This window comes from Streptomyces violaceusniger Tu 4113 (assembly GCF_000147815.2).
Classification (GTDB): Bacteria; Actinomycetota; Actinomycetes; order Streptomycetales; family Streptomycetaceae; genus Streptomyces; species Streptomyces violaceusniger_A.
This window is the reverse complement of the sequence record NC_015957.1, coordinates 4,726,855-4,747,938: the sequence shown is the minus strand read 5'-3', so window position 1 is coordinate 4,747,938 and position 21,084 is coordinate 4,726,855. Positions and strand designations below refer to the sequence as shown.

20 protein-coding genes are annotated in these 21,084 nt (G+C 72.0%); 14 read left to right on the top strand and 6 right to left on the bottom strand.

The window, feature by feature from the left end:
* Positions 1 to 69: 69 nt before the first annotated feature.
* Positions 70 to 1,644 (bottom strand): AbgT family transporter, encoded by a 1,575-nt coding sequence (locus STRVI_RS19565; RefSeq protein ID WP_014057409.1) that lies wholly within the window; start codon positions 1,642 to 1,644, stop codon positions 70 to 72.
* Positions 1,644 to 2,945, bottom strand: a complete 1,302-nt coding sequence (locus tag STRVI_RS19560) for a metal-dependent hydrolase family protein (protein WP_014057408.1) — start codon at positions 2,943 to 2,945, stop codon at positions 1,644 to 1,646. The genes STRVI_RS19565 and STRVI_RS19560 overlap by 1 nt, the downstream gene beginning before the upstream one ends.
* 124 nt (positions 2,946 to 3,069) lie before the next feature.
* Between STRVI_RS19560 and STRVI_RS19555 the strand changes: the two genes are divergently transcribed.
* From STRVI_RS19555 to STRVI_RS19535, 5 genes are all read left to right on the top strand, one after another.
* Entirely contained in the window at positions 3,070 to 4,131 is a 1,062-nt protein-coding gene (locus tag STRVI_RS19555) for an Lrp/AsnC family transcriptional regulator (protein ID WP_014057407.1), read from the top strand.
* A gap of 163 nt (positions 4,132 to 4,294) precedes the next feature.
* The gene (locus STRVI_RS19550) at positions 4,295 to 5,569 is read left to right on the top strand and encodes an O-antigen ligase family protein (RefSeq protein ID WP_014057406.1); all 1,275 of its coding nucleotides are present in this window, start codon (positions 4,295 to 4,297) and stop codon (positions 5,567 to 5,569) included.
* Between the two features lie 212 nt (positions 5,570 to 5,781).
* Positions 5,782 to 6,228 carry a cupin domain-containing protein gene (locus STRVI_RS19545; RefSeq protein ID WP_014057405.1) on the top strand — a complete coding sequence of 149 codons (447 nt, stop codon included), beginning with the start codon at positions 5,782 to 5,784 and terminating at the stop codon, positions 6,226 to 6,228.
* A 65-nt stretch (positions 6,229 to 6,293) separates the two neighbouring features.
* A complete protein-coding gene (locus STRVI_RS19540; RefSeq protein ID WP_043236143.1) occupies positions 6,294 to 6,920 on the top strand; it encodes a LysE family translocator in 627 nt (208 codons plus the stop codon).
* 144 nt (positions 6,921 to 7,064) lie between these two features.
* A complete protein-coding gene (locus tag STRVI_RS19535; protein ID WP_014057403.1) occupies positions 7,065 to 7,865 on the top strand; it encodes an alpha/beta fold hydrolase in 801 nt (266 codons plus the stop codon).
* On the opposite strand, the gene STRVI_RS19530 is transcribed toward STRVI_RS19535, so the two are convergent.
* The 3 genes from STRVI_RS19530 to STRVI_RS19520 are packed head-to-tail and all read right to left on the bottom strand — an operon-like array spanning position 7,834 to position 12,539.
* On the bottom strand, positions 7,834 to 9,351 hold the full coding sequence (locus STRVI_RS19530; RefSeq protein WP_014057402.1) for an AMP-binding protein: 1,518 nt from the start codon (positions 9,349 to 9,351) through the stop codon (positions 7,834 to 7,836). The genes STRVI_RS19535 and STRVI_RS19530 overlap by 32 nt on opposite strands.
* Positions 9,348 to 11,648, bottom strand: a complete 2,301-nt coding sequence (locus STRVI_RS19525) for a CaiB/BaiF CoA-transferase family protein (protein ID WP_014057401.1) — start codon at positions 11,646 to 11,648, stop codon at positions 9,348 to 9,350. The genes STRVI_RS19530 and STRVI_RS19525 overlap by 4 nt, the downstream gene beginning before the upstream one ends.
* A gap of 18 nt (positions 11,649 to 11,666) precedes the next feature.
* Positions 11,667 to 12,539 carry an alpha/beta fold hydrolase gene (locus tag STRVI_RS19520; protein WP_014057400.1) on the bottom strand — a complete coding sequence of 291 codons (873 nt, stop codon included), beginning with the start codon at positions 12,537 to 12,539 and terminating at the stop codon, positions 11,667 to 11,669.
* Positions 12,540 to 12,680: 141 nt separating this feature from the next.
* Here STRVI_RS19520 and STRVI_RS19515 point away from each other — a divergent pair, with 141 nt between their 5' ends.
* Together STRVI_RS19515 and STRVI_RS19510 are read left to right on the top strand one after the other, a co-directional pair.
* The gene (locus STRVI_RS19515; RefSeq protein ID WP_043236139.1) at positions 12,681 to 13,157 is read left to right on the top strand and encodes an FAS1-like dehydratase domain-containing protein; all 477 of its coding nucleotides are present in this window, start codon (positions 12,681 to 12,683) and stop codon (positions 13,155 to 13,157) included.
* Positions 13,154 to 13,552, top strand: coding sequence for an acyl dehydratase (locus STRVI_RS19510; protein WP_050993687.1), 399 nt, complete (start codon positions 13,154 to 13,156; stop codon positions 13,550 to 13,552). The genes STRVI_RS19515 and STRVI_RS19510 overlap by 4 nt, the downstream gene beginning before the upstream one ends.
* Before the next feature lie 68 nt (positions 13,553 to 13,620).
* Here STRVI_RS19510 and STRVI_RS19505 read toward each other — a convergent pair whose 3' ends face one another.
* On the bottom strand, positions 13,621 to 14,574 hold the full coding sequence (locus STRVI_RS19505) for a quinone oxidoreductase family protein (protein ID WP_014057399.1): 954 nt from the start codon (positions 14,572 to 14,574) through the stop codon (positions 13,621 to 13,623).
* A gap of 245 nt (positions 14,575 to 14,819) precedes the next feature.
* On the opposite strand from STRVI_RS19505, the gene STRVI_RS19500 reads away from it, so the two are divergent.
* The 7 genes from STRVI_RS19500 to STRVI_RS19470 all read left to right on the top strand — a co-directional run bounded on the left by STRVI_RS19500 (position 14,820) and on the right by STRVI_RS19470 (position 21,038).
* Entirely contained in the window at positions 14,820 to 16,037 is a 1,218-nt protein-coding gene (locus STRVI_RS19500) for a Rieske 2Fe-2S domain-containing protein (RefSeq protein ID WP_014057398.1), read from the top strand.
* Between the two features lie 114 nt (positions 16,038 to 16,151).
* Positions 16,152 to 17,489, top strand: coding sequence for a M20 family metallopeptidase (locus STRVI_RS19495; protein ID WP_014057396.1), 1,338 nt, complete (start codon positions 16,152 to 16,154; stop codon positions 17,487 to 17,489).
* Complete coding sequence (locus STRVI_RS19490; protein WP_014057395.1) at positions 17,486 to 18,454, top strand: extradiol ring-cleavage dioxygenase class III protein subunit B; 969 nt, start codon at positions 17,486 to 17,488, stop codon at positions 18,452 to 18,454. The genes STRVI_RS19495 and STRVI_RS19490 overlap by 4 nt, the downstream gene beginning before the upstream one ends.
* Positions 18,451 to 19,314 carry an alpha/beta fold hydrolase gene (locus tag STRVI_RS19485; protein ID WP_014057394.1) on the top strand — a complete coding sequence of 288 codons (864 nt, stop codon included), beginning with the start codon at positions 18,451 to 18,453 and terminating at the stop codon, positions 19,312 to 19,314. The genes STRVI_RS19490 and STRVI_RS19485 overlap by 4 nt, the downstream gene beginning before the upstream one ends.
* A gap of 16 nt (positions 19,315 to 19,330) precedes the next feature.
* Positions 19,331 to 20,113: an IclR family transcriptional regulator gene (locus STRVI_RS19480; protein ID WP_014057393.1), complete on the top strand. Its 783-nt coding sequence runs from the start codon at positions 19,331 to 19,333 to the stop codon at positions 20,111 to 20,113.
* Positions 20,110 to 20,646, top strand: coding sequence for a MaoC family dehydratase N-terminal domain-containing protein (locus tag STRVI_RS19475; protein WP_014057392.1), 537 nt, complete (start codon positions 20,110 to 20,112; stop codon positions 20,644 to 20,646). Before STRVI_RS19480 ends, STRVI_RS19475 begins: the two co-directional genes overlap by 4 nt.
* The gene (locus STRVI_RS19470) at positions 20,643 to 21,038 is read left to right on the top strand and encodes a MaoC/PaaZ C-terminal domain-containing protein (protein ID WP_014057391.1); all 396 of its coding nucleotides are present in this window, start codon (positions 20,643 to 20,645) and stop codon (positions 21,036 to 21,038) included. The genes STRVI_RS19475 and STRVI_RS19470 overlap by 4 nt, the downstream gene beginning before the upstream one ends.
* The last annotated feature ends 46 nt before the right edge of the window (positions 21,039 to 21,084 follow it).

Genomic DNA, 21,084 nt, shown 5'->3' with positions numbered 1-21,084 from the left:
ACACCCCGATCACATGGTGGTTCCGTCCCCACGGCCGTGGGGACGGAACCACCATGTGATCGGGGAACGTCATTTGACCCCGATATGCGCTCCGGGACCGAGCGGCAGGTCCAGTCCGTAGAAGATGCCGAGGATCACCAGCCACACCACCAGGAACGGCACCACGAAGATGGCGAGCCGGGAGATGAGCGTCCCCAGGCGGGCTTCCGGTTCGTATTCACGGACCATCGCCAGGATGAGGAGGAGATACGGATTCATCGGGGTGATGGCGCCGGTCGCCGAGTCACCGATGCGGAAGGCCGCCTGGCTGAGCGCCGGGCTCATGCCCATCAGCATGAACGCCGGGATGAACACGGGACCGACCAGCGACCACAGGGCGGATCCGGAGAGGATCACCAGGTTGAGGCAGGAGGCCAGCAGCACGAAGGCGATAATCGCCCAAAAGCCGGTCACACCGATGGCGTTGAACAGCCCGGCGGCCTTCACCGCCAGCAGCACCCCGAGGTTGGACCAGGTGAAGAGCGCGATGACCTGGGCCGCGAAGAACATCATCACGATGTAGCCGGACATGTTCTTCACCGAGTCGGTCATCGCGGTGACCACGTCCTCGGTGCCGGTGAGCTTCTTGACCGTGAAGCCGTAGCTGAGCCCGGCGAGCAGGAAGGCACCGAAGAGGACCGGGACGACACCGCTGAGCACGGGCGAGGGCACGAAGGCGCCGCCCTCTCCGCGCAGCGGGGCGCCCGGTGGCAGCCAGAGCGCGAGGACCGCCGCCAGGTACACGCCGACGACCGCGCAGGTGTACGCGAGCCCCTTGCGCTGCACCGGGGTGAGCGTCAGGTCCTCCGGCGAGGTCTCGCCACTCTCGGCCGCCTGGTAGGCGGGAAGGCGTGGTTCGAGGACGCGGCTGATGAGGAATCCGCCGAGCAGCCCCAGGACGACACTGCTGGCGGCGGTGAAGAAGTAGTTGATGAGCACATGGATATGAAGGCCCTCGGCGGCCGGGAGCACCGAGGCCGCCTGCTGGGTGATGCCCACGTACAGGGCGTCGAGCGAGCCGATGGTGAATCCGGCCGCGTAGCCCGCGGTGACACAGGCGAAGCCGCCGATGAGGCCCGCCACGGGATGGCGTCCGGCGCTCTTGAACACCAGGGCCGCCAGCGGGGGCAGCACGATGGCGCCGACATCGCTCATCATGTGCGCCTGGCTGGCGATGACCGCCACCGCGTACGGCAGCACGGCGCGCGGCACCCGGGCCAGTGAGGCCCGCATCGCGGTCTCCAGCAGGCCGGTCTTCTCCGCGAGTCCGACCACCATCATCAGCACCAGGACGGCGCCGATCGGCGGGAACGTGGCGAAGTTGGGGATCAGGTTCTCCAGCAGCCAGCGCAGCCCCTCTCCGGTGAGCAGCCCGCCGATGTCCTTGGTGTCATCGGTGCCGGGGACGGTGACGGAGACACCGATGAGGGCGAGGACGGTGGAGAGGACGGCCAGCAGCACAAAGAGCCCGGCGAACAGGACGATGGGGTTGGGCAGGGCGTTGCCGGCCCGTTCGATGAAGGAGAGGACACGGTCGAGGCCGCCGCGCCGTTCCTTGTCCGGGGAGGTGCCCTCGGGGGCGGGCAATCCGGTCACCGTCGGCATCAGGGCCGCCTTCCGGCCGGTGTGGCCGACGGCAGGAGGCCCTTGGTGTCCTTGCGGACATGGCCGTCCTGCACGACGCACACGACGTTGGCGGGATCGCCGAGCACGCCGATGTCCGCGAGCGGGTCTCCCTCGCAGACGATGAGGTCGGCGACGCGACCGGGGGCCAGCGTGCCGAGCCGGTCGGCGACGCCGAGGAGTTCGGCGGCGGTCCGGGTGCCGGCCACGATGGCGTCCATCGGGTCCATGCCCAGGTCGACGAGGTAGCTGAGCTCCATCAGGTTCTGTCCGTGCGGGCAGACGGCGGCGTCGGTGCCGAGCGCGATCCGGGTCCCCTGCTCGATGGCGCGGGAGATGTTCTCCTTGGTGATGCCGGACCAGCGCACCTTCTTCTCGTAGTGATAGGGCTCCATCGTGGCCTTGTCGATGCCCGCGTAGACGGTGGAGAGGGTCGGGACGACGAACACGCCGCGCTCCCCCGCCATCTCCCGGGCCCGGTCGTCCAGGCCGTAGCCGTGCTCGATGCTGGTGACCCCGCCGCGGATGGCGTTGAGGATGCCCGCGTTCCCCTGGGCGTGCGCGGCCACCGGCTTGCCGCCGTGGCGCCGGCACTCGTCGACCACGGCGCGGATCTCCTCCTCCAGGAGCCCCTCGTCGTCCGGCTGGTCGTACGGGCTTCCCATGCCACCGGTGGCGCAGATCTTGACCAGGTCGGCACCCGCGCGCAGCACCTTGCGCACGGCCAGGCGCGCCTCGTCCACGGTGTCGGCCAGCACGGACATCTCACCGCCGCTGAGGTCGGTGCCGTCGGGCAGGCGCACATCGGCGTGGCCACCGGTGTGGCTGATGATCCGTACGGCGGTGTGCACCCGGGGGCCCGTGATCCGCCCGGTCTCGACGGCGGTGCGGTAACCGGTGGCCAGGCCGCCCAGGTCCCGGACGGTGGTGACGCCCGCGTCGAGGGTCTGCCGCAGCCGGGTGGCCGTGTCGTAGGTGACCAGGACCGGGTCGAGTTCACCGCGGCGGCCGGGCGGTGTCCCATGGGCGTAGGCGAGGTGGGTGTGGCAGTCGAAGAATCCCGGCAGCACGGTGCGGCCGCCCGCGTCGATGACACGACCGGTGAAAGCGTCGCCGGAGGCCGGGGGCGCGGTGGCCGCCGGGCCCGCGTAGGTGATCGTTCCTTCGGCGTCGGCGATGACGACGGCGTCCGCGATCGGGGTCGCCCCAGTGCCGTCGATCAACGTGGCGTTCTCCACGCGCAGAGCGGTCCTGGTGGTCTGGGACGTGGTGGCATCCGTCATGAGCGAGATCTCACTCCTCGTTGAGGGAACTGGTGGGGAGGAGTGTCGATCCATCGCGTGTTTCGGGTGTTATCATGCAGCATTCCATCGAGATTCACATGCGATACGCAGAAAAGCGCCGCCCATGCAAACGCAGGATTACGCCGCGCATGACCTCGACGAGTTGGATCGTGGCCTCGTGCACGCGCTGCAGATCCATCCCAGAGCCCCGTGGACACTTGTCGGTGACGTCCTCGCGGTGAACCCGGTCACGGCCGCGCGACGCTGGCAGCGGCTCCAGGAGGCGGGGCTGGCCTGGGTGACCGCCTATCCCCAGCTCTCCGACTCCCGGATCGTGGTGACCGGCATCGTCGAGGTCGACACCGAGCCCGGAGTCGGGGAGGACGTGGCCGAGACCCTGGCGGCCGAACCCTCGGTGGCCAACGTCAAGCTCACGGCGGGAAGCCGGGATCTGGTGATCGCGCTGCAGGCTTCGGACCTGGGTGACCTCGCCCAGCTCACCACGGTCCTCTTCCGGGGCGCGCCAGGGGTGCGGGCGACACGTACGCATGTGACGACGGCCCTGCCCTCCGAGGGCAGCCGGTGGCGGCTTCGCGCCCTGGACACCGCGCAGTGCGCCCGGCTCGAGGCGGCGCTGCCGCCGATCGAGCCGCTCCCGCCGGGGGCGGCCGGCTGGGACCCCCTGGATGTGCGGCTCCTGGAGCTGCTGAGCGTCGACGGCCGGATGGCGATCAGCGACCTGGCGGAGCGCGCCGGGGCGCCCCTGACCACGGTCCGCCGGAGGCTGCGGGGGCTGCTCGGCTCACGGGTGTGCCTGCGCTGCGACCTCGCCCGGCCCATGTCCGGGTGGCCGATGGCCGCGGTGTACTTCGCGTCCGTACCGGCCGAGCTGCTGGAGGAGACCAGCCGGGCGCTGGCCGGGGTGCGGGAGGTCCGGTCGTGTGCGATCACGGCGGGCCCGCACAACCTGGTGATCGACGTCTGGCTGCGCGCGGCCGGCGATGTGCACGCGTTCGAGGCGCATCTCTCGAGGCGGCTGCCGCAACTGACCATCGACGACCGTTCGGTGGTGCTGCGCACCGTCAAGCACATGGGCCGGCTGCTGGACCGAAGCGGCCACAGCGTGGGCATCGTCCCGCTGCGCCCCTTCGCCACCCCGGCTCCCGGGAGTGCCGCGGCCACCTGATGTGCGGGCGCCCGGCCCGTGCGGGCATCGGACCTGTAGGGACGGGCCAGGACTGGTTGGGCCCGGTCCGGACCGGTCGGGGGCACACCGGACGTGAAGGCGCTTCCCGCCGTTCGTGTGCGTGCCATCTGCCGGTACCTGCGGCCGGACACGCTGGGGCGCCATGGCACCTGTGCGCGCGATAGTCCAGGCCGTTCCGCTGGTGGCTACGGCCATCGTCATGCTCGACGCGGCCACCGACTTCTTCCCGGACGCCCCTCTGGTGGGCGTCATCACACCGGTGCGCCTTGCCGTACTGGCGGGGCTGGTCGCGACGGCGGTGACGGCGCCGCGGCTCGCCACGTTCCGCACCCGGCTCGACCCCGCCATCGCGCTGCTCCTCCTCAGCGCCATCGCCACCACGTACGTCGGCGGCCACCCCGACGCGCCGCTGCGCGCCCTGATGACCGCCCTCGCCACCTTCTACCTGCTGGTCGGGGTGCGCCGGGCGCAGCCCGAGTCCTGGCGAGCGATCGCGCTGCTCGCGCTGGCCGCCGTGGCGGCCGCGGCCACCTCGGCGTTCGCCCAGGTGACCAACGAGGTGCCGACCGGCTTCTGCCGTACCGGCCTCTTCACCGACGTCGACTGCGACAGCGGCGGGCCCGGGTCGATGATCCGCGCCACCGGCACCTTCGCCAACCCCAACCTGCTCGCCGCGTTCCTGGTGCTGCTCACCCCGATCGCCCTGCTGGCCGCGGTGACGGTTGCCGAGCACACGGCCCGCGTCGCGGTCGTGAGCGTGGGGCTGATCGGCTACGGCGCGGTGCTGACCACCTTCTCCCGGGCGGGCTGCGTCGCGGCGGCGGCGGGTCTGCTGGTGCTCGGCGGCGCGTACTGGCTCGCGCCCCGCCTCGGCCGGTGGGGGGTGCGGACGCTGACGGTCGTGGGGCTGGCCGGGCTGGTGGCCGTGACGGTGGCGCTGTGGGTGGTGTCGCGGGCCGGGGACGCGCTCGGCGTCCGCGGCCAGGCGTGGAAGGCGGCCGTCGACCTCGCCGTGGACCAGCCGCTCGGTGTCGGGCTGGGGCGGGCCGGGGACGCGGTTTCCGCCGCCGTACCCGGCGGCAGGACGTTCGTCCACGCCCACAACATGTGGCTGAACTGGCTGGCCGAAGCGGGCGTGGCCGGTCTGCTCGGCATGGTGCTGGTGACTGTGATCGCCGTCGCCACGGCGGTCCGCGCCGCCCGGGAGAAGTCCGTGGCCGGAGTCGTCGGGCTCGCCGCCCTGACCGGGTTCTTCCTCGCGGCCACGGTGGACCACCCGGCCAACCTGGACCGGATCGCCATGCTCTTCTGGCTGGTCCTCGGCCTCGTCATGGCCGAGGTCCCGGGCCGGTGGCGGGACTCGGGGACACCCGCCCAAGCCCCCGCCCGATCCGGCCGCCGCGCGCGGCGCGGCTGAGGTCTGCGTCGGCCCCACGGTCTGCCGTGCCCACCAGCGCGCCGCGGCGGCGGCGAAAAGGGGCCTGCCGGATGCCCGCCGATGACATGGTGCGATGCGTTCTCGATGCCGCCGGTTCCCGGATTGTGGCGGCCGCCGACGGGAGGCAGAGTGGTCTCAGGACCATCTGAGCGAGGGAGCAGGCGCACGGCAGGGTTACGGAGGTGTGGTGCATGTCCGGGAAGAACCCAGCGCACGGGACCGCCGACGAGGGGCCGGAAATCTCGATGCCGCCCGAAGTCCAGATGCTGCAGGACGTAACTCCGCCCTTCTTCCCCGAAGGTGGTTCGGGGATGACCATCCGTGTCGAGTGGCCTCCCGGCCACCCCGGGCTCCCTCCGCACCGCCATTCGGGGCCGTCGTTCGGCTACGTGATGGAGGGTGCGGTCCGGTTCGAGCTCGAGGGTGAGCCGGAGCGTGTGGTCGAGGCCGGTGGGACGTTCTGGGAGCCGGGTGGTGACCCGATCCACTACCAGGACGCCAACGCCCTGTCGGACGCGCCGACCAAGTTCGTCGTGACCATGGTGTGCGCGCCGGGTCAGCCGATGCTCACGTTGGTCGACGAGGAGGAACTGAAGGAGCGGGCGCACCTGCGGGCCCCACGCCCCTCCATAGGCTGACCCGCCCCGTCTCACTCCTCGAAATTCACTCGCTTCCGCCCCGTCCGGCCCCAACCATGACCCCCATGGTTGATGCCTCCTCGTACACGGCGTTCCTCCTCGCCGCGTTCGTCCTCTGCGTGACTCCCGGCCCCGACATGATGTTCATCGTGGCGATGGGCGGCCGGGGCGGCCCCGGCGCGGGGGTCATGGCGGCGTTCGGGGTGGCGTGCGCGATGTTCGTGCACGCGGTGGCGGCGGCGCTGGGGCTGTCGGCGCTGTTCGCGGCGCTGCCGACGCTCTATCACGTGCTGCGCTGGGCGGGGGTGTCGTATCTGCTGTACCTGGCCGTCAAGGCGTTCCGTGACCGCTCGCTGCCGGGCGAGGAGAGCGGGAACGTCGGCCCGGGGTATCGGCGTGCCTTCTGGCAGGGAGCCCTCATCAACCTGCTCAATCCCAAGGTGATTCTCTTCAACATCGCCTTCCTGCCGCAGTTCGTGAACCCGGAACTCGGCCATGTGCCGGGCCAGTTCATGCTGCTGGGGATCACGTTAGGGGTCATGGGCTTCTGCGTCGACGGGTCCGTGGGCCTGCTCTCGGGGAAGCTCGCCGGGCTGCTGCGCCGCAGCCGCCGGGTGGCGCGGGGGTTGAACGTCTTCAGCGGGACGGTGTTCACGGGGCTGGCGGTACGGCTGGCCGCCGCACCGAAGTAGGCCGCCCGGGGGGGGCAGGCCGGGCCGGCGTCGTGAGGCCGCCCGCGCGGGGTCCGGACAGCGGACCGTTCGCCTGGTCCCGCCCGCTCGGCGGCGACGAGAGTGGGCGCGCGGTTCGTGTCGATCGGAAGGCGGCTCACAGCGATGGCGAACACGGTGCGGCGGGGCTATGTGCCCAGTCCCTTCGGGCAGTTGCACTACGCGGAGTGCGGGTCCGGCGAGGCGGTACTGCTGCTGCATCAGACGCCGCGTTCCTGGACCGAGTACGCCGATGTGCTGCCTCTGGTGGGCCGGGCACACCGGGCGATCGCCATGGACACCGTGGGGTTCGGCGCCTCGGCCGAGCCCGAGGGGCCGCACTCGATCGAGCGGTTCGCCGACGGGGTGGAGGCGCTGGCCGACGGGCTCGGGCTGGGCGCGTTCCACCTGGTGGGCCATCACACGGGCGGTGTGGTCGCGGTGGAGGTGGCCGCCCGGCTGGGCAACCGCGTCAGCAGTCTGCTGCTCTCCGCCACCGCCTTCGTCGACGAGGCCAAACGCGAGGCGGCTCCCGGGCGCCCGCCGGTCGACCATGTCGATCCGAAGCCGGACGGCTCGCATCTGGTGGAGCTGTGGAACCGGCGCCGCGACTTCTACCGGGCGGGCGAGGAGGCCGCGCTGACCCGCTATGTGATCGACGCGCTGACCGTGCTGGACCGGGTGGAGGAGGGGCACCAGGCGGTGTACCGGTACCGGATGGAGGAGCGGCTGGCGCACATCACGGCCCCGGTGCTCGCCGTGTGCGCACCGGAGGACCACTACTCGCTGCCCGCGCTGGAGAAGTTCGCGGCGGCGCTCGGCTGCGAGACCGCGGTCCTGCCCGGCGGCCACGTACCGGCACCCGAGCAGTTGCCCGGGGAGTTCGCCGACGTCGTCACCGCATGGGTGGACCGGCCTCGGCCGTGACCCGGTCCCACGTCGTCTCCGTGACGCCACGCCGCCGCAGCGCCGCCTTGCGCACCTTGCCGGTCTCGGTGAGCGGCAGCTCGCGCAGAATGTCCACGTAGCGGGGGGCGGCGAACGGGGGCAGCTCGAGCTCGCAGTGGCGGATCAGGTCGGCCGGGTCGAGGGTGCTGCCCGCGCGGGGCAGCACGGCGACCATCACCTCGTCCTCCGCCAGCTCGGACGGCACCGGGAAGACGGCCGCGTCGGCCACCGCCGGATGGCTACGGACGACCGTCTCGACCTCGCAGGAGGAGATGTTCTCCCCGCGGCGGCGGATGACATCCTTGATGCGGTCCACGAACCGGAACCAGCCGTCGGGTTCACGCACCACCCGGTCCCCCGTCCGCCGCCAGGCGTCCGCGGGCTCCGCCGGTTCGCCCAGGTAGCCGGTGGCGAACGCGTACGGCCGGTGGCTGCGCACCAGGAGCTCGCCGGGGGTGCCGTCGGGGACGGGGGTGAGCAGTTCGTCGACGACGCGGGCGTCGAAGCCGTCGCGCAGGGTGCCGATACAGCCGGGCCGCTGTTCCTCGGGGGTGGTGCCGATGACGAGGTTGGTCTCGGTGGAGCCGAATCCGTCGATCAGGGTGACGCCGAACCGCTCGCGGAACGGCTGCCAGGCGTGGGCCGGTGTCGCCGGGGAGAGCCCGCGTACGGCCCGGTGCGCACGGTCGTGCGGGCCCGGGGGCTGGGCCAGCAGCATCGGCACCATGGCGCCGAGCAGATAGACCACGGTGGCCCCGGCCCCGGCCGCCTCGGTCCAGTACCGGGAGGCCGAGAAGCGGGGGGCGAGGGTGTACGCCGCCCCCACGGTCATCGCCTGTGCCAGCGCGTTCAGGGCGTTGGTGTGGAACAGCGGGAGGCAGGTGTAGAGGACGTCGTCCGCGGTGAGGCGCAGCGCGCCGGAGACGTTGCGCCCCCACCAGACGAACTGGGCGTGGGGGCAGCGGACGCCGCGGGAGGTTCCGGTGGTCCCGGAGGTGAAGAGGACGCACGCGGTGTCGCCGGGGCGGACGGGGGCCGCCGGCAGGGCGGGGCCGTGGCCCGGCCGGGGCACATCGTCCGCTCCCGCGAGCCAGAGCGTCCCCCGGTATCCGGCCGCCCGCAGGCGCTCCGCCGTCTCGTCCTCCGCGAGCAGATGGGCGGGGCGGGCCTGGTCCAGGACGTTCCGCAGCCCGCTGCCGCGCAGCCCCGTGTTCAGCGGGACCAGCTCGGCGCCGAGCCAGGCGGCGCCGAGGAACAGGTCGACGAGTTCGACCCGGTTGCCCGTCATCGCCGCGATGCGGTCCCCCGGGCGGCAGCCCCGGGCCGCGAGGGCCCCCGCCATGGTGGCGGCGGCCTCTCGCGTCTGCCGGTAGGTGCGGACGGTGTCCCCGATCCGCAGGAAGGGACGGTCCCCGTGGTCCCGGGCCGCAGTGTGGAGCAGCCCGGGAATCGTCAGGGAGGTCACCGCAGCACCTCGCGCTCGCGCAGTTCGCGGATCCGCTCCGGTGGCAGCCCCGCGACATCGCGCAGCACATCGTCGGTGTCGGCGCCGAGCACGGGTGCCGCCGTGCGGACACCGCCCGGTGTGCGGGTGAGCCGGATGGGCGGCCCCTCGTGCAGGAAGGCCCCCGCCACCGGGTGTTCCGCGCGGACGTAGAAGCCCCTGGCCCGTAGCTGCGGGTCCTGTTCGACGAGGTCACGGCCGTCCTGCACCGCGCCCGCGGGTATGCCCTGCTCCTGGAGGAGTTCGGCGGCGGCGTCGGCCGGCAGGGTCCTGGCCCAGGTGGCGAGGGCGTCGTCGACCAGGTCGGCGTGGTGTGCGCGGTCGGCCGCGGTGCGGGTGCGTTCGTCGGTGGCCAGGCCCGGGTGCCCGATCACCGTGCACAGCCGGGCCCATTCGGTGTCGTCGCGGACGCTGACGGCCAGCCAGCGGTCGGCGCCGAGGCAGCGGTACACGCCCTGCGGGCGCCACCGCGGGTCGGTGTTCCCGGCGGGCTCGACGGGGTTGAGCAGGCTGGTGCCCATATGGGAGGCGATCGCCTCGAGCTGGGACAGGTCGATGTGCTGTCCGCGCCCGGTCCGCTCCCGGTGTTCCAGGGCGGCGGTGGTGGCGAGCGCGGCCTGCAGACCGGCGACGATGTCGCCGTGGCCGTAGATCACCCCGACCACGTCGTCCGGGCCCCATCCGGTGAGGCCGGTGAGCCCCGAGGAGGCCGACACGGTGTCCGCGTACGACACCCAGCCGCTGCGCGGGCCGCTGTGTCCCATGCCGGACATGCTGACGTACACCAGGCGGGGGTTGATCTCGCGGAGGGTGTCGTAGCCGAGGCCCAGTTTGGTCATGACGGTGGCGCTGAAGTTCTCCACCAGGACGTCGCAGGAGGCGATGAGGTCGCGCAGGACGGCGATGCCGTCCTCGGTGCGGGTGTCCAGGGCCAGGCTGCGCTTGTTGCGGTTGACCTCGTTGAAGTAGCCGTTGGTGTTCGGATCGGTGTGCGGGCCGCGGGAGAGATGCATGAAGGGCGCGAAGCGGGTGGGGTCGGGACGGCCCAGCGACTCGACCTTGACGACATCGGCACCGTGGTCGGCGAGCACCTTGGTGCAGTAGGGCCCGGCGAGCACCCAGGTCAGGTCCAGGACGCGGACGCCGTGCAGGGCGGGCCGCGCGGGTTCCGCGGACGCCGCGGGCACCCGCGGGGCCGGCCGGTGCTCCCCCAGCAGCCGCTGGTCCGCGCCCCGCTCCGGGACGTCCAGCTCCTTGATCCGGTGGCCTTCCGGGAACGCGAAGGGGAAGCCCAGATCGGTGCGGCCACCGGCACGGAGGAAGAAGTCACGGGCGGCGAGCTGCGGGTTGCCGGGCATCTCGTGCGGCAGGTCGACCGCCGCCCACGGCAGCTTCCTGGACTGGGCGAGCTCGGCGAACTCGGCCTTCGGCCACCGGCCCGCGAAGTCCTGCACCACCTCGAAGACGTGCTCCTGGTACTTCTTGCGCTCCACCGGGTCCTGCCAGCGCGGCTCGGCGAGGTCGGCCTCGGCGCCCTCCTCGCGCAGCCAGAGGAGGAGCGCGTCCCACATGCGCGGGCTGCCGCCGAGGCCACCGCCCAGATAGCCGTCGGCGGCCCGGAACAGTCCGTGCGGGACCAGCGGATGCACCCGGCCGGGGCGTCCCGGCACCCGGTCCTCGTGCAGATAGGCGAGGGTGCCGGCCTCCAGGGCGGCGGCCGCGCACGCCTGCGCGGACACGTCGGCGAGCTGGCCCGGCCCGGTGCGCCGCGCCCGCAGTCCGAGCAGCGCGGCGATCGCGGCGTGCACACCGGCGAGCTGCTCCGCCTGGTTCTCCGGAAGGCGCAGCGGCGGGCCGTCCGGATCGCCGACCTGCGCGAGCATGCCGCCGAGGGCGGCGACCACCAGATCGGTGCCCTGCCAGTGGCTGCGGGGGCCCACGGCCCCGAAGGGGGTGACGCGGACGTGGACGAGGTGGTCCAGGCCCGCGACGGCTTCCGGCACACCGTCCGGTGTCCCGTCGAGGAGGACGTCGGCTCCTTCCACCAGGCGCCGCAGCTCCTCAGGGGACGCGGGGGTCACGGACCGTTTACCGGCGTGCCAGTGGACGAACGCGTCGCCGTTCAGTTCCCGCCGGGTCGGATCCCCCTCCTCGGGCTCGACCAGGACGACCTCATATCCGAGGCCGACCAGAAGCCGGCCCGCGAACCGGGTGAAGGGGCTGGACAGTTCGACGACGCGTACGGCCGGGTTGCTCACATCTCCTCCGGGGGATGCTCAGGCGTGCTGCTGGTTGAGGAAGCCGGTGACCGCCGTGTAGTAGTCGTGCGGCCGCTCCTCCTGAAGGTGGTGGGAGACCTGGTCCATGATGTGGAGATTGCCCTTGGGGACCATGCGGGCGAGCATCAGCGGATAGTCGGGGGTGAGGAACGCGTCGTACATGCCCCAGATGAAGAGGGTGGGGGCCTGGATGGCGCCGAGCTCCGCGGTGAGGTCCTGCCAGTCGCCGCGGGGGTTGTCGGAGGCGCCGGCGAGGGCGGTCTCCTCCGGGTCGAGGCTCTGCTCGTAGCGCAGGGTGACGGTGTCGTCCGGGATGGCGCCGGTGTCGTACCACTCCAGGCGGGCGATCAGGTCCCGCATCTTCTCCCAGGAGGGGCCGGTGCCGCCGTAGTACACGTCACGGGCGTTGCGGCCGCGCCGGCCGCCCTCGGGCAGCGGGGCCAGCGGGCCGTGGAAGACGGGCATGCTGCCGGTGATCGTCAGCGACCGGACCCGCTCGGGGTACTTCGCGGCCAGGTTCAGCGCGATGGTGCCGCCCCAGGAATTGCACACGAAGTCGGCGCGCTCGATGCCCAGGGTGTCGAGCAGGGCGACCGTCTTGGCGGCGTGGTAGTCCCACATGGGCCCTTCGATGACGGGCTTGGCCGACGTGCCGTACTGCAGGATGTCCACGAGGAAGCAGTGGCGGTCCTGGGCGAACAGCGGTGCCACCTGTCCGAAGTCGGACCAGCCCGTGCACCCGGGGCCACCGCCGTGGAGGAAGACCGTCGGGCTGCCGCCCGACGTGCCCAGCTCGATGTAGTGGTACGTGACGCCGTCCGCTTCCGCGTGGGCGCCCTCCGGCGGCTTCTGGATGTTCATGAGGTCCATGCCCCGATGGTGTGGTGCCGGTGATCTGCGCCCAAGCGGTCCGGTCCGCTGAGCGGGCCGGTCTCGTGGTGACCGCCTCCGGGCGGTGGCTAGCCTCCCGGTCCAACGTGTCCGCGGTAGTCGTGCGCAGAAAGGCAGTACATGTCCGCGTGGGAAGTTGCCGAGGAACGGGCCAGGGCGGCGATCGGCCGCCCGGAACACCGGGACCTGGGGGTCGTACGGGCCGAGGACGCGGCGGAGTTCGCGCGCTCGGCCGGGGAGACCGGCCCGCATCTGGTCGACCCCCGCCGCCCGGACTTCACCGTCCACCCGATGTACCTGGTGAGCCTGTTGCGCGGTGCGGGAGGCGCCGGCCAGGACGAGTTCCGGCCGGACGGCATGTACCGCGACGAGGTCCCGGGCACCGACGGCCTGGACGTGCGGCTGATGGCGGGCGGCCAGGAGGTCCGGTTCAGCGGCGAGGTGAGGGCGGGCGACCGGATCCAGGTCCGCCGGGTCCTCACGAATGTCGAACGCAAGGGCAGCGGAACGCCGTTCCTGCTGCTGACCGTCGAGAAGACGTACACGGCGGAGCGGGGCACGCTCGCCTTGGTGCGGGAGAGGTTCATCGTCCGATGAGGGTTCACCCGGGGCAGCCCGTACCACCGGTGGAGTTCACCCCGGATGCCGTCACCCTGCTCCGGTTCGGGGCGGTCACCCGCAATACCCATCGCATCCACTACGACACCGGGTTCGCGCGTTCCGAGGGGCTGGACGGCCCGGTCGTCATGGCGCAGTTGCACGGCTGTCTGATGCACCGGGCCGCCATGAGCTTCGCGGGTCCGGGCGGACAGGTGCTGGAGGTCGGATGGCAGAACCGGGCCCCGGCCCTCGCCGGGGAGCGGCTCGTGGTGAGCGGCACGGTCGGCGAGGCCGATCCGGAGACGGGGCGGGTCACCCTGGAGCTGGTCGAGCACGGTGGGCAGGGTGATGTGGTGTGCTGCCGGGGCACGGCCGTGGTCCTGATGGGCTGACCGCGCCCCGCGTCGGGGTGAGATCGCTCGGGCGGGATCATCCCTCGGGCGAGATCCGAGATCACCCCTCAGGCGAGATCGAGGACCACCTTGCCGATCGCCTCCCCGGACCGCAGCCGTGCCACGGCTTCCGCCAGGCCGTCGATGCGATGGTGCTCAATGGGCAGGGTGAGCTCCCCGGAGGTGAGGTCGCCGAGCATCCGCCTGGTGTCCGCGGCGACCTCCTTGCCCCGGGTCATCAGGTTCACGGGCAGCAGCGACACATCGGCGAGGAGGAAGTCCGCCAGATCCACGGTGAACTCACGGCCCGCGGTGTAGCCGACGAGGGCGACCCGGCCGCGGGGGCGCACCAGCGGCAGGGAGTCGCGCAGGACCGGCCCGCCCACGGTGTCGATGACGACGTCCACCGGGCCTCCGACCGCGTCGGCGGACAGGTCGGCGGCGAGCACCACCTTGGCGGGGGCCGGGACATGCGGCAGCTTGGCGGGGCGGCCCACCACGCCGATCACCTCGGCTCCGGCCCGGGCCGCGACCTGCACGGTGAGCGCGCCCACCGCACCGGCCGCCCCGGTCACCAGGACCCGCTCGCCGGGCTGGACGTCCGCCACGGCGTGCACCGAGGCCCACGCCGTCCCCGCCGGGGAGAAGTAGCAGCAGGCCATTGCGGGGTCCGTGCCCTCGGGCACGGCCTCCACGGCGGCGTCCGGGACCAGCGCGTACTCGCTCCAGGCGCCGTCGCGGCGCATTCCGAGGGCCTTGCCGCGGAGGAGGACGAGGCTCCCCTCGGGGTGGACGTCGGAGGCGACGACGGTGCCGCTGCCGGCGGTGCCGGGAATCGACGGCAGGTCGGGGAGGATGCCGAACTTGCCGTCGACGACGTTCAGATCGAGGTGGCTGACGGCGGCCGACTTCATCCGCACCAGGGTGTGGCCGGGCCGTGGTTCGGGGACCGGCCGCTCGACGAGCCGCGGCAGGGTGCCGAACTCCTCCAGCACCAGGGATTGTGACGTCGGGTGGCTCACGTTTTCGCTCCGTATCCACGGGCTCACGGCCGTGTTCGGTGGTGGCGGACCCCGCGCACGCTAGACCGCGCCCCGCCGTCCGCGCACCGGGACGGGTCCGCTCAGCGGGACGCGCCGCCGCGGCCACCGTCCGCGCTTCCGCCGGAGAGGGAGCGGTCTGCTCAGCGGACCGGATCCCTTGGGCGGATCCGCGCCGCGCCGGATGCTCGGGTCCACCGAAAACCGGCAGCAGGAGGACACGCACGATGACGGTCGAGGACTCTTCCGACACGGCCACCCCCGCCCGGAGCCGCCGCAGAAAACCCGCCGAGCCCGGTCGCCAGGACTGGTCGTCCTGGCCCCATTACGACGGTGCGGCAGCGGGCTTCCGCGGCTACTGGTATCCGGTCACCTGGTCCAGCCAGGTCACGGGGAAGCCGCTGCCGTTCACCATCTGCGGCGAGCGGATCGCGCTGATCCGCGACAACGGCACGGCGTACGCCCTGCACAACCGGTGCCCGCACCGCGGTGTGCCGCTGTCCGAGGGCAACCAGCAGTTCCCGGGCACGGTCAGCTGCCCGTACCACGGCTGGACGTTCGATCTGCCCTCCGGGCGGCTGTCGGCGGTCATCACCGACGGCCCCGGGTGCCGGCTGACCGGCAAGCTGGGGGTGCGCACCTACCCGGTCCAGGAGCGCCTCGGCATGGTGTGGGTGTACATCCCGATCGCCGACGAGGAGCCGCACTCGATCGACTCCCAGCTTCCGGAGGAGCTCGTCTCCAACGCGTTCGTGATGGGCGGCCGGATCGAGCCGCGCGGTGGCAACTGGCGGTTCGCCTGCGAGAACGGCTTCGACGAGGGCCACGCCAAGTATCTGCACCGCACGGCCCTGTGGCGGCTGTTCAAGCCCATGCCGACCTGGAACATCACCCGGATCGTGCCCCGCGGCCGGTGGATCTTCCGGGTCCAGGACGAGGTCCACTGGGACGCCGAGTTCCCGGGGGTGGGCCGCTGGTCCAACAAGCGGTGGTGGAAGATGCAGCCGCCCAAGGAGACCTTCAACATCGGCAACACCGGCAAGGCCGACAGCGTCGACCCGACGATCGAGGCGCAGGACTTCCCCGGGTTCGCCTCCCTGTCGATGCCGGGCGTGCTGCGCATCGCCTACCCCAAGTTCATCCACTACGAGTTCTACGTCCCGGTGGACGAGGACAACCACCGCTATGTCGGTGTGATGGTCAACTTCACCGAGGGCTGGGAGACCCTGCGCTTCTACGCCAAGTACCTCGGGGCGATCCGCTGGCTGTTCCACGGCCAGTTCTCCGGCCAGGACGCGTGGATGGTCGATGTCACGGACGCGCCGCCGGAGAAGCTCTACCGGCCCGATATCTCGCTCACCGCCTGGCGGAACCTGAGCGAGGAGGAGTACGGCAAGAAGCTGGCCGCGGCCGACGGCGCATCCGCACCCGAAGAGAAGGCATGACATGTTCCGTAAACTGTTCACCCTGCTGCTGGGCGCCGCGATCGCCGTCGGGATCCCGCTGGCCACAAAGCGCATCGCGCGGACCACGATGACCCAGGTCCACAGGATCAATCAGTGACCGCCGACGGCCTGGCGGGACTGGATGACCGGCGGCGCTCCTGGGCCCTCGACGCCGCCCGCCACATCAGCACCGACCGGCTCCGCGAGCTGATCACGGGCCTGGTGAACATTCCCAGCCCGACCGGCGACGAGGGCCCGCTGGCCACCCATATCGCCGACACCCTGCGCGCGGCCGGCGCCCACGCGGCCGTCCAGCCCCTCGACGACCGCCAGGCCAACGCCTGGGGACGGCTGACCGGTGACGGCACCGGCCCCGACCTCATGCTGTACGCGCCCATCGACACCCTGACGGTGGGCGAGGAGAGCGAGGACGTGCCGTGGATCGGCCCGGAGCTGCGCGAGGACATGCGGCCCGCGGCCACCGTGTACGACGACCTGGTCACCGGGCTCGGTGCCGCCAACCCCAAGGGCCACGCGGCGTGCGTGATGATGGCCATCGAGGCGATCTCGCTGGCCGGTGTCCCGCTCACCGGTGACCTGGTCGCGGCGTTCGGCGCGGGCGGGATGCCCACCAACGCCCGGCCCGTGGGCACGCGCCTCAACACCGGCCAGGGCGCCGGGTGTTCGTTCCTGCTGGAGCAGGGCGTGTGGACCGATTACGCGCTCATCGCCAAGCCCGGCTGGACCGTCTCGTGGGACGAGGTCGGGCTGGTCTGGTTCGAGGTGACGGTCGGCGGCACCCACACCTACGCGGGCTCCCGCCACCGGCTCCCGTACGACAACGCCATCGCCCGCGCCGGGGAGGTGTCCGCGTACCTGGAGAAGTGGTTCGAGGGGTACGCCGAGCGGCACACCTCGGGCACGGTGGCGCCGCAGGGCATCGTCTCCTCCATCCGCGGCGGCTGGCCGCGGATGGCGGCGGTCACCCCCGCCGTGTGCACCCTGATGGTGGATCTGCGGATCAGCCCGGACATCACACCGATGCGGGCCAAGCGCGAGTTCATGGACGCGCTGGCCGCGCTGCGGGCCGCCTCGCCCGGGCTCGACGTCCGGGCGGAGATGGTGCTGGCGATCCCCGGCACCCGCACCCCCCGCGAGTCGTGGATCCACCGGAGCGCCACGGCCGCCTGGGAGGCGCTGGAGGGGCGCGAGCACGAAGTGATCCCCGGGAACAGCGGCGCCACCGACGCCAACATCCTGCGCGGCCGTGGCATCCCCACGGTGCGGGTCGGCATGCCCAAGGTGGCGGAGGCGCCGTTCGAGATCGACTTCGCCCGCGGCATGAACACGGTGTCGCTGCGGGCCATGGAAAAGCTCACGCGCCATCTGATCCGCACGGCCGTGGACACCGTCACCCGGTCCCGCGACGAGCTGGAAGGAGCAGGGGCATGACCGAGATCGTCCTGGGGGTCGGAGCGTCGCACAGCACGCTGATGAACACCCACTGGGAGGAGACGTACCACAAGGACCGCGCCGAGCGGTTCCGGGACGCGCTCGGCCAGGCGCGGGACGCGCTGGCCGCGGCCCGTCCGGACACGGTGATCCTGATCGGCTCCAACCACTTCCGGGGGTTCTGGCTCGACCTGATCCCCAGCTTCACCATCGGGGTGGACGAGTGCATCGCCAGCGGCGAGTCCGGCACCCCGAAGGGCCCGCAGCCGGTGGACCGGGAACTGGCCCTGTACCTCGCGGGCTCGCTCGTGGAGCGGTCCGGTTTCGACGTGGCGTTCTCCGCCCGGCTGCAGATCGACCACGGCCAGTCGCACGCCGTCCAGTATCTGCTCGACGGGCTCGACGTCGACCTGGTACCGCTCGTGGTGAACGTCTTCGCGCCGCCGCTGCCCACCCTGGAGCGCTGCGAGAAGCTGGGCCGGGCGATCCGGGAGGCGGTCCTGGCGTTCCCCGGCGACCGTCGGGTGGCGGTCATCGGCTCCGGCGGGCTGTCCCACCGGCTGCCCTGGCCGGACTGGCGCGAGCCGAACGGCGAGGACGAGGAGTTCATGGTCGGGGCCTGGCTCAACGGCCGGGAGAACTGGCAGGACTACGACGTGCGGCGCCGCCAGATCATCCGGGCCGCCGAGGCGTCGCTCAACCCGGAGTTCGACGAGGAAATCCTGTCCTGGATGGAGCGGGGACAGGCGCACCGCATCACCGAGTACACCACCGCGGAACTGGAGAAGGTGGCCGGCAACGGCGCCCAGGAGCTGCGCACCTGGCTGCTGATGTCCGCGCTGCTCGATCACATCCCGGGCCGCCGCCTGGCCTATGAACCGATGCCCGAGTGGCTCACCGGCATGGGGGTCGCCGTCCTCGATCCCGCACAGACCCCCGCGCAGACCAGCGAAAGGCAGTCATGAGCATCTGGAACGAGCTGTCGGGCATCGACTACCGGCACGCCTACGTCGAAACCGGCGACTTCAGGACTCGCGCCCTGCAGGCCGGCCCCGAGGACGGCGAGCATGTGGTGTTCCTGCACGGGACGACCGGCCACCTGGAGGCGTTCGTAAGGAACATCCCGGCGCACGCCGAGCGCTACCGCTGCCACTCCATCGACATGCTGGGCCACGGCTACACGGGCAAGCCCGACCGCCCGGCCGAGATCCCCCTGTACGTCGAGCACCTGATGGCCTACCTGGACGCCGTCGGCGCCGAGCGCGCCCATCTGGTCGGCGAGTCGCTGGGCGGCTGGGTGGGGTCATGGGCCGCGAGCGAGCACCCGGACCGGGTCGCCTCCCTCCAACTGCTGTGCATGGGCGGCACGAAGATCAACCCGGCGATCATGGAGCGGCTGAAGACGTCCACCAGCGACGCGGCCCTCAAGGACGACATCGCCTTCACCCGGGAGCGGCTGCGGCTGCTGTGGGCCCACTGGGACGAGGACCTGGGCGAGGAGCTGACCCAGATCCGCTACGACATCTACCACCACCCCGACTTCCAGCGGAATCTGCACAATCTGCTCGCGCTCCAGGAGCCGGAGGCCCGCGAGCGCAACCTGCTGCGGCCCGACCGCATGGGCCGGATCAAGGCGCCGACCCTGGTGGTGTGGGGCAACAAGAACCCGCTCGGCGACGTGCCGGAGGCCGAGGCCATCGCGGCCGCGATCCCCGGGGCGCGGCTCGAGGTGTTCAACGAGTGCGGCCACTGGCCGCAGCACGAGAAGGCCGATCTGTACAACCCGCTCAGCCTGGAGTTCCTCGCCGCGTCCTCGGCCACCTGATCGTGAGGTTCCTGCCATGACCGTAGTCCCCATCGACCAAGCCGTCAGAACCTGTCCCGACCCGATGAACTCCGTCCTCGGCAAGGTCCGGTCCATCCTGGAGGCGTTCACCGCCGACGACGACTCGCTCTCGCTCGCCGATCTGGTGCGCCGTTCGGGAGTGGCGAAGGCGACCGTCCACCGGCTGTCCCAGGAGCTGGTCGCATGGGGGCTGCTGGAGCGGGCGGGCTGCAACTACCGGCTCGGACTGCGCCTGTTCGAGATCGGGCAGCGGGTGCGCCGGCAGCGCATCCTGCGGGAGGTGGCCCAGCCGTATATGGAGGATCTGCTGCTGGCCACGCGGGAGACCATCCACTTCGCCATCCACGACGGGCTGGACGTGGTGTACCTGGAGAAGATCCTCCCCCACCGGGGGCTGAGCGAGGAGTCGCGGGTGGCGGGGCGGCTTCCGCTGTACTGCACGGCGACCGGCAAGGCGATCCTCGCCCACTCCCCCGGCAGCCTGTTCGGCGAGGTGGTCAGGAGCGGCCTCAAGCCGTTCACCCGCCACACCATCACCTCGCCGGGCCGGCTGCGCACCCAACTGGACCGGGTCCACGAGCAGGGCATCGCCACAGAGGCGGAGGAGGTCCGGCTCGGCTATATGAGCATGGCGGTCCCGGTCTTCGGCCGGCAGAACACCCTCGCCGGGGCCCTTTCGATCACGGCGCCGACCTACCGGGTGGACGCGATCGCCCATGCCAGCGCGCTGCGTACGGCGGGCCTTGGCATCAGCCGCTCGCTGAGGTCGGCGCTGTGACGGCGCCCGTCGTGTCCTCCCCCGCGCTGGAAGAGGTGCTGGCGCGGGCGCGGGAGCTGATCGACCAGTGGCGGGACGAGGACTGCGGCACCCCAACGGTCAAGGACTTCTGCCGTTACGCCGCCGCCCTCAACGACGGCGAGTACCTCCGCCGGGCCCGCGCCCTGGAAGCGGACGGCCGGCCCGTCGAGGCGCCCGACCTGTTCCTCGCGGCCACCATGAGCTGGGAGGACGGCCCGCCGGAGGACGAACTGCGGCCGGATGGCCTCGCCCAGCGTGAGTCACCGTGCACCGAGGGTCTCGCGGTGCGCCAGGTGCACGGCGGCCAGTCGGTGCGCCTGGTCCGGCCCCCGGTGGCCGGAACACGGATCACGGCGGCCCGTGCGGTCGTCTCCGCGCGGCACAAACACGGACGGTCCGGTGAGTTCGTCCTCCTGGGCGTCCGGACCCGGTTCCTGGCCCCCGACGGGAGCGAGCTGACGTCCGTGGACGAGACGATCGTGGTGCTCGACGCCACCGGAGGTGACCGATGACGGCGCCCGCTGCCGGGACCGAGTGTCCGCCGCGCCGGTACGCCCACACCAGTGTGCAGCTCTTCCGCTTCAGCGCCGTGTCGTGGAACGCGCACCGGATCCATTACGACGCCGCGTTCGCGGCGTCGGAGGGGTTTCCCGACACGGTCGTGCAGTCCACGCTGCACGGCGAGACGCTCAGCCGGCACGCCCTGGAGTGGGCCGGGCCGGGCGCCCGGCTGGAGTCGGTGGCGTGGCGCAATGTGGCCACGGCGGTGGCCGGTGAGCGGCTGACCTGGGCCGCGACAGTGTCCTCGGTCGAGGGCGCGCGGGTCCGGCTGGACGCGCGCATCCTCAAGGCCGACGGCTCCGAGTGCGTCACGGGGACGGTGGAGGTGACGCTCGCCGGGTGAGGGCCCGGCTCGTCCGGACCCGCGGGAGCGGTGGAACCCAAGGCTG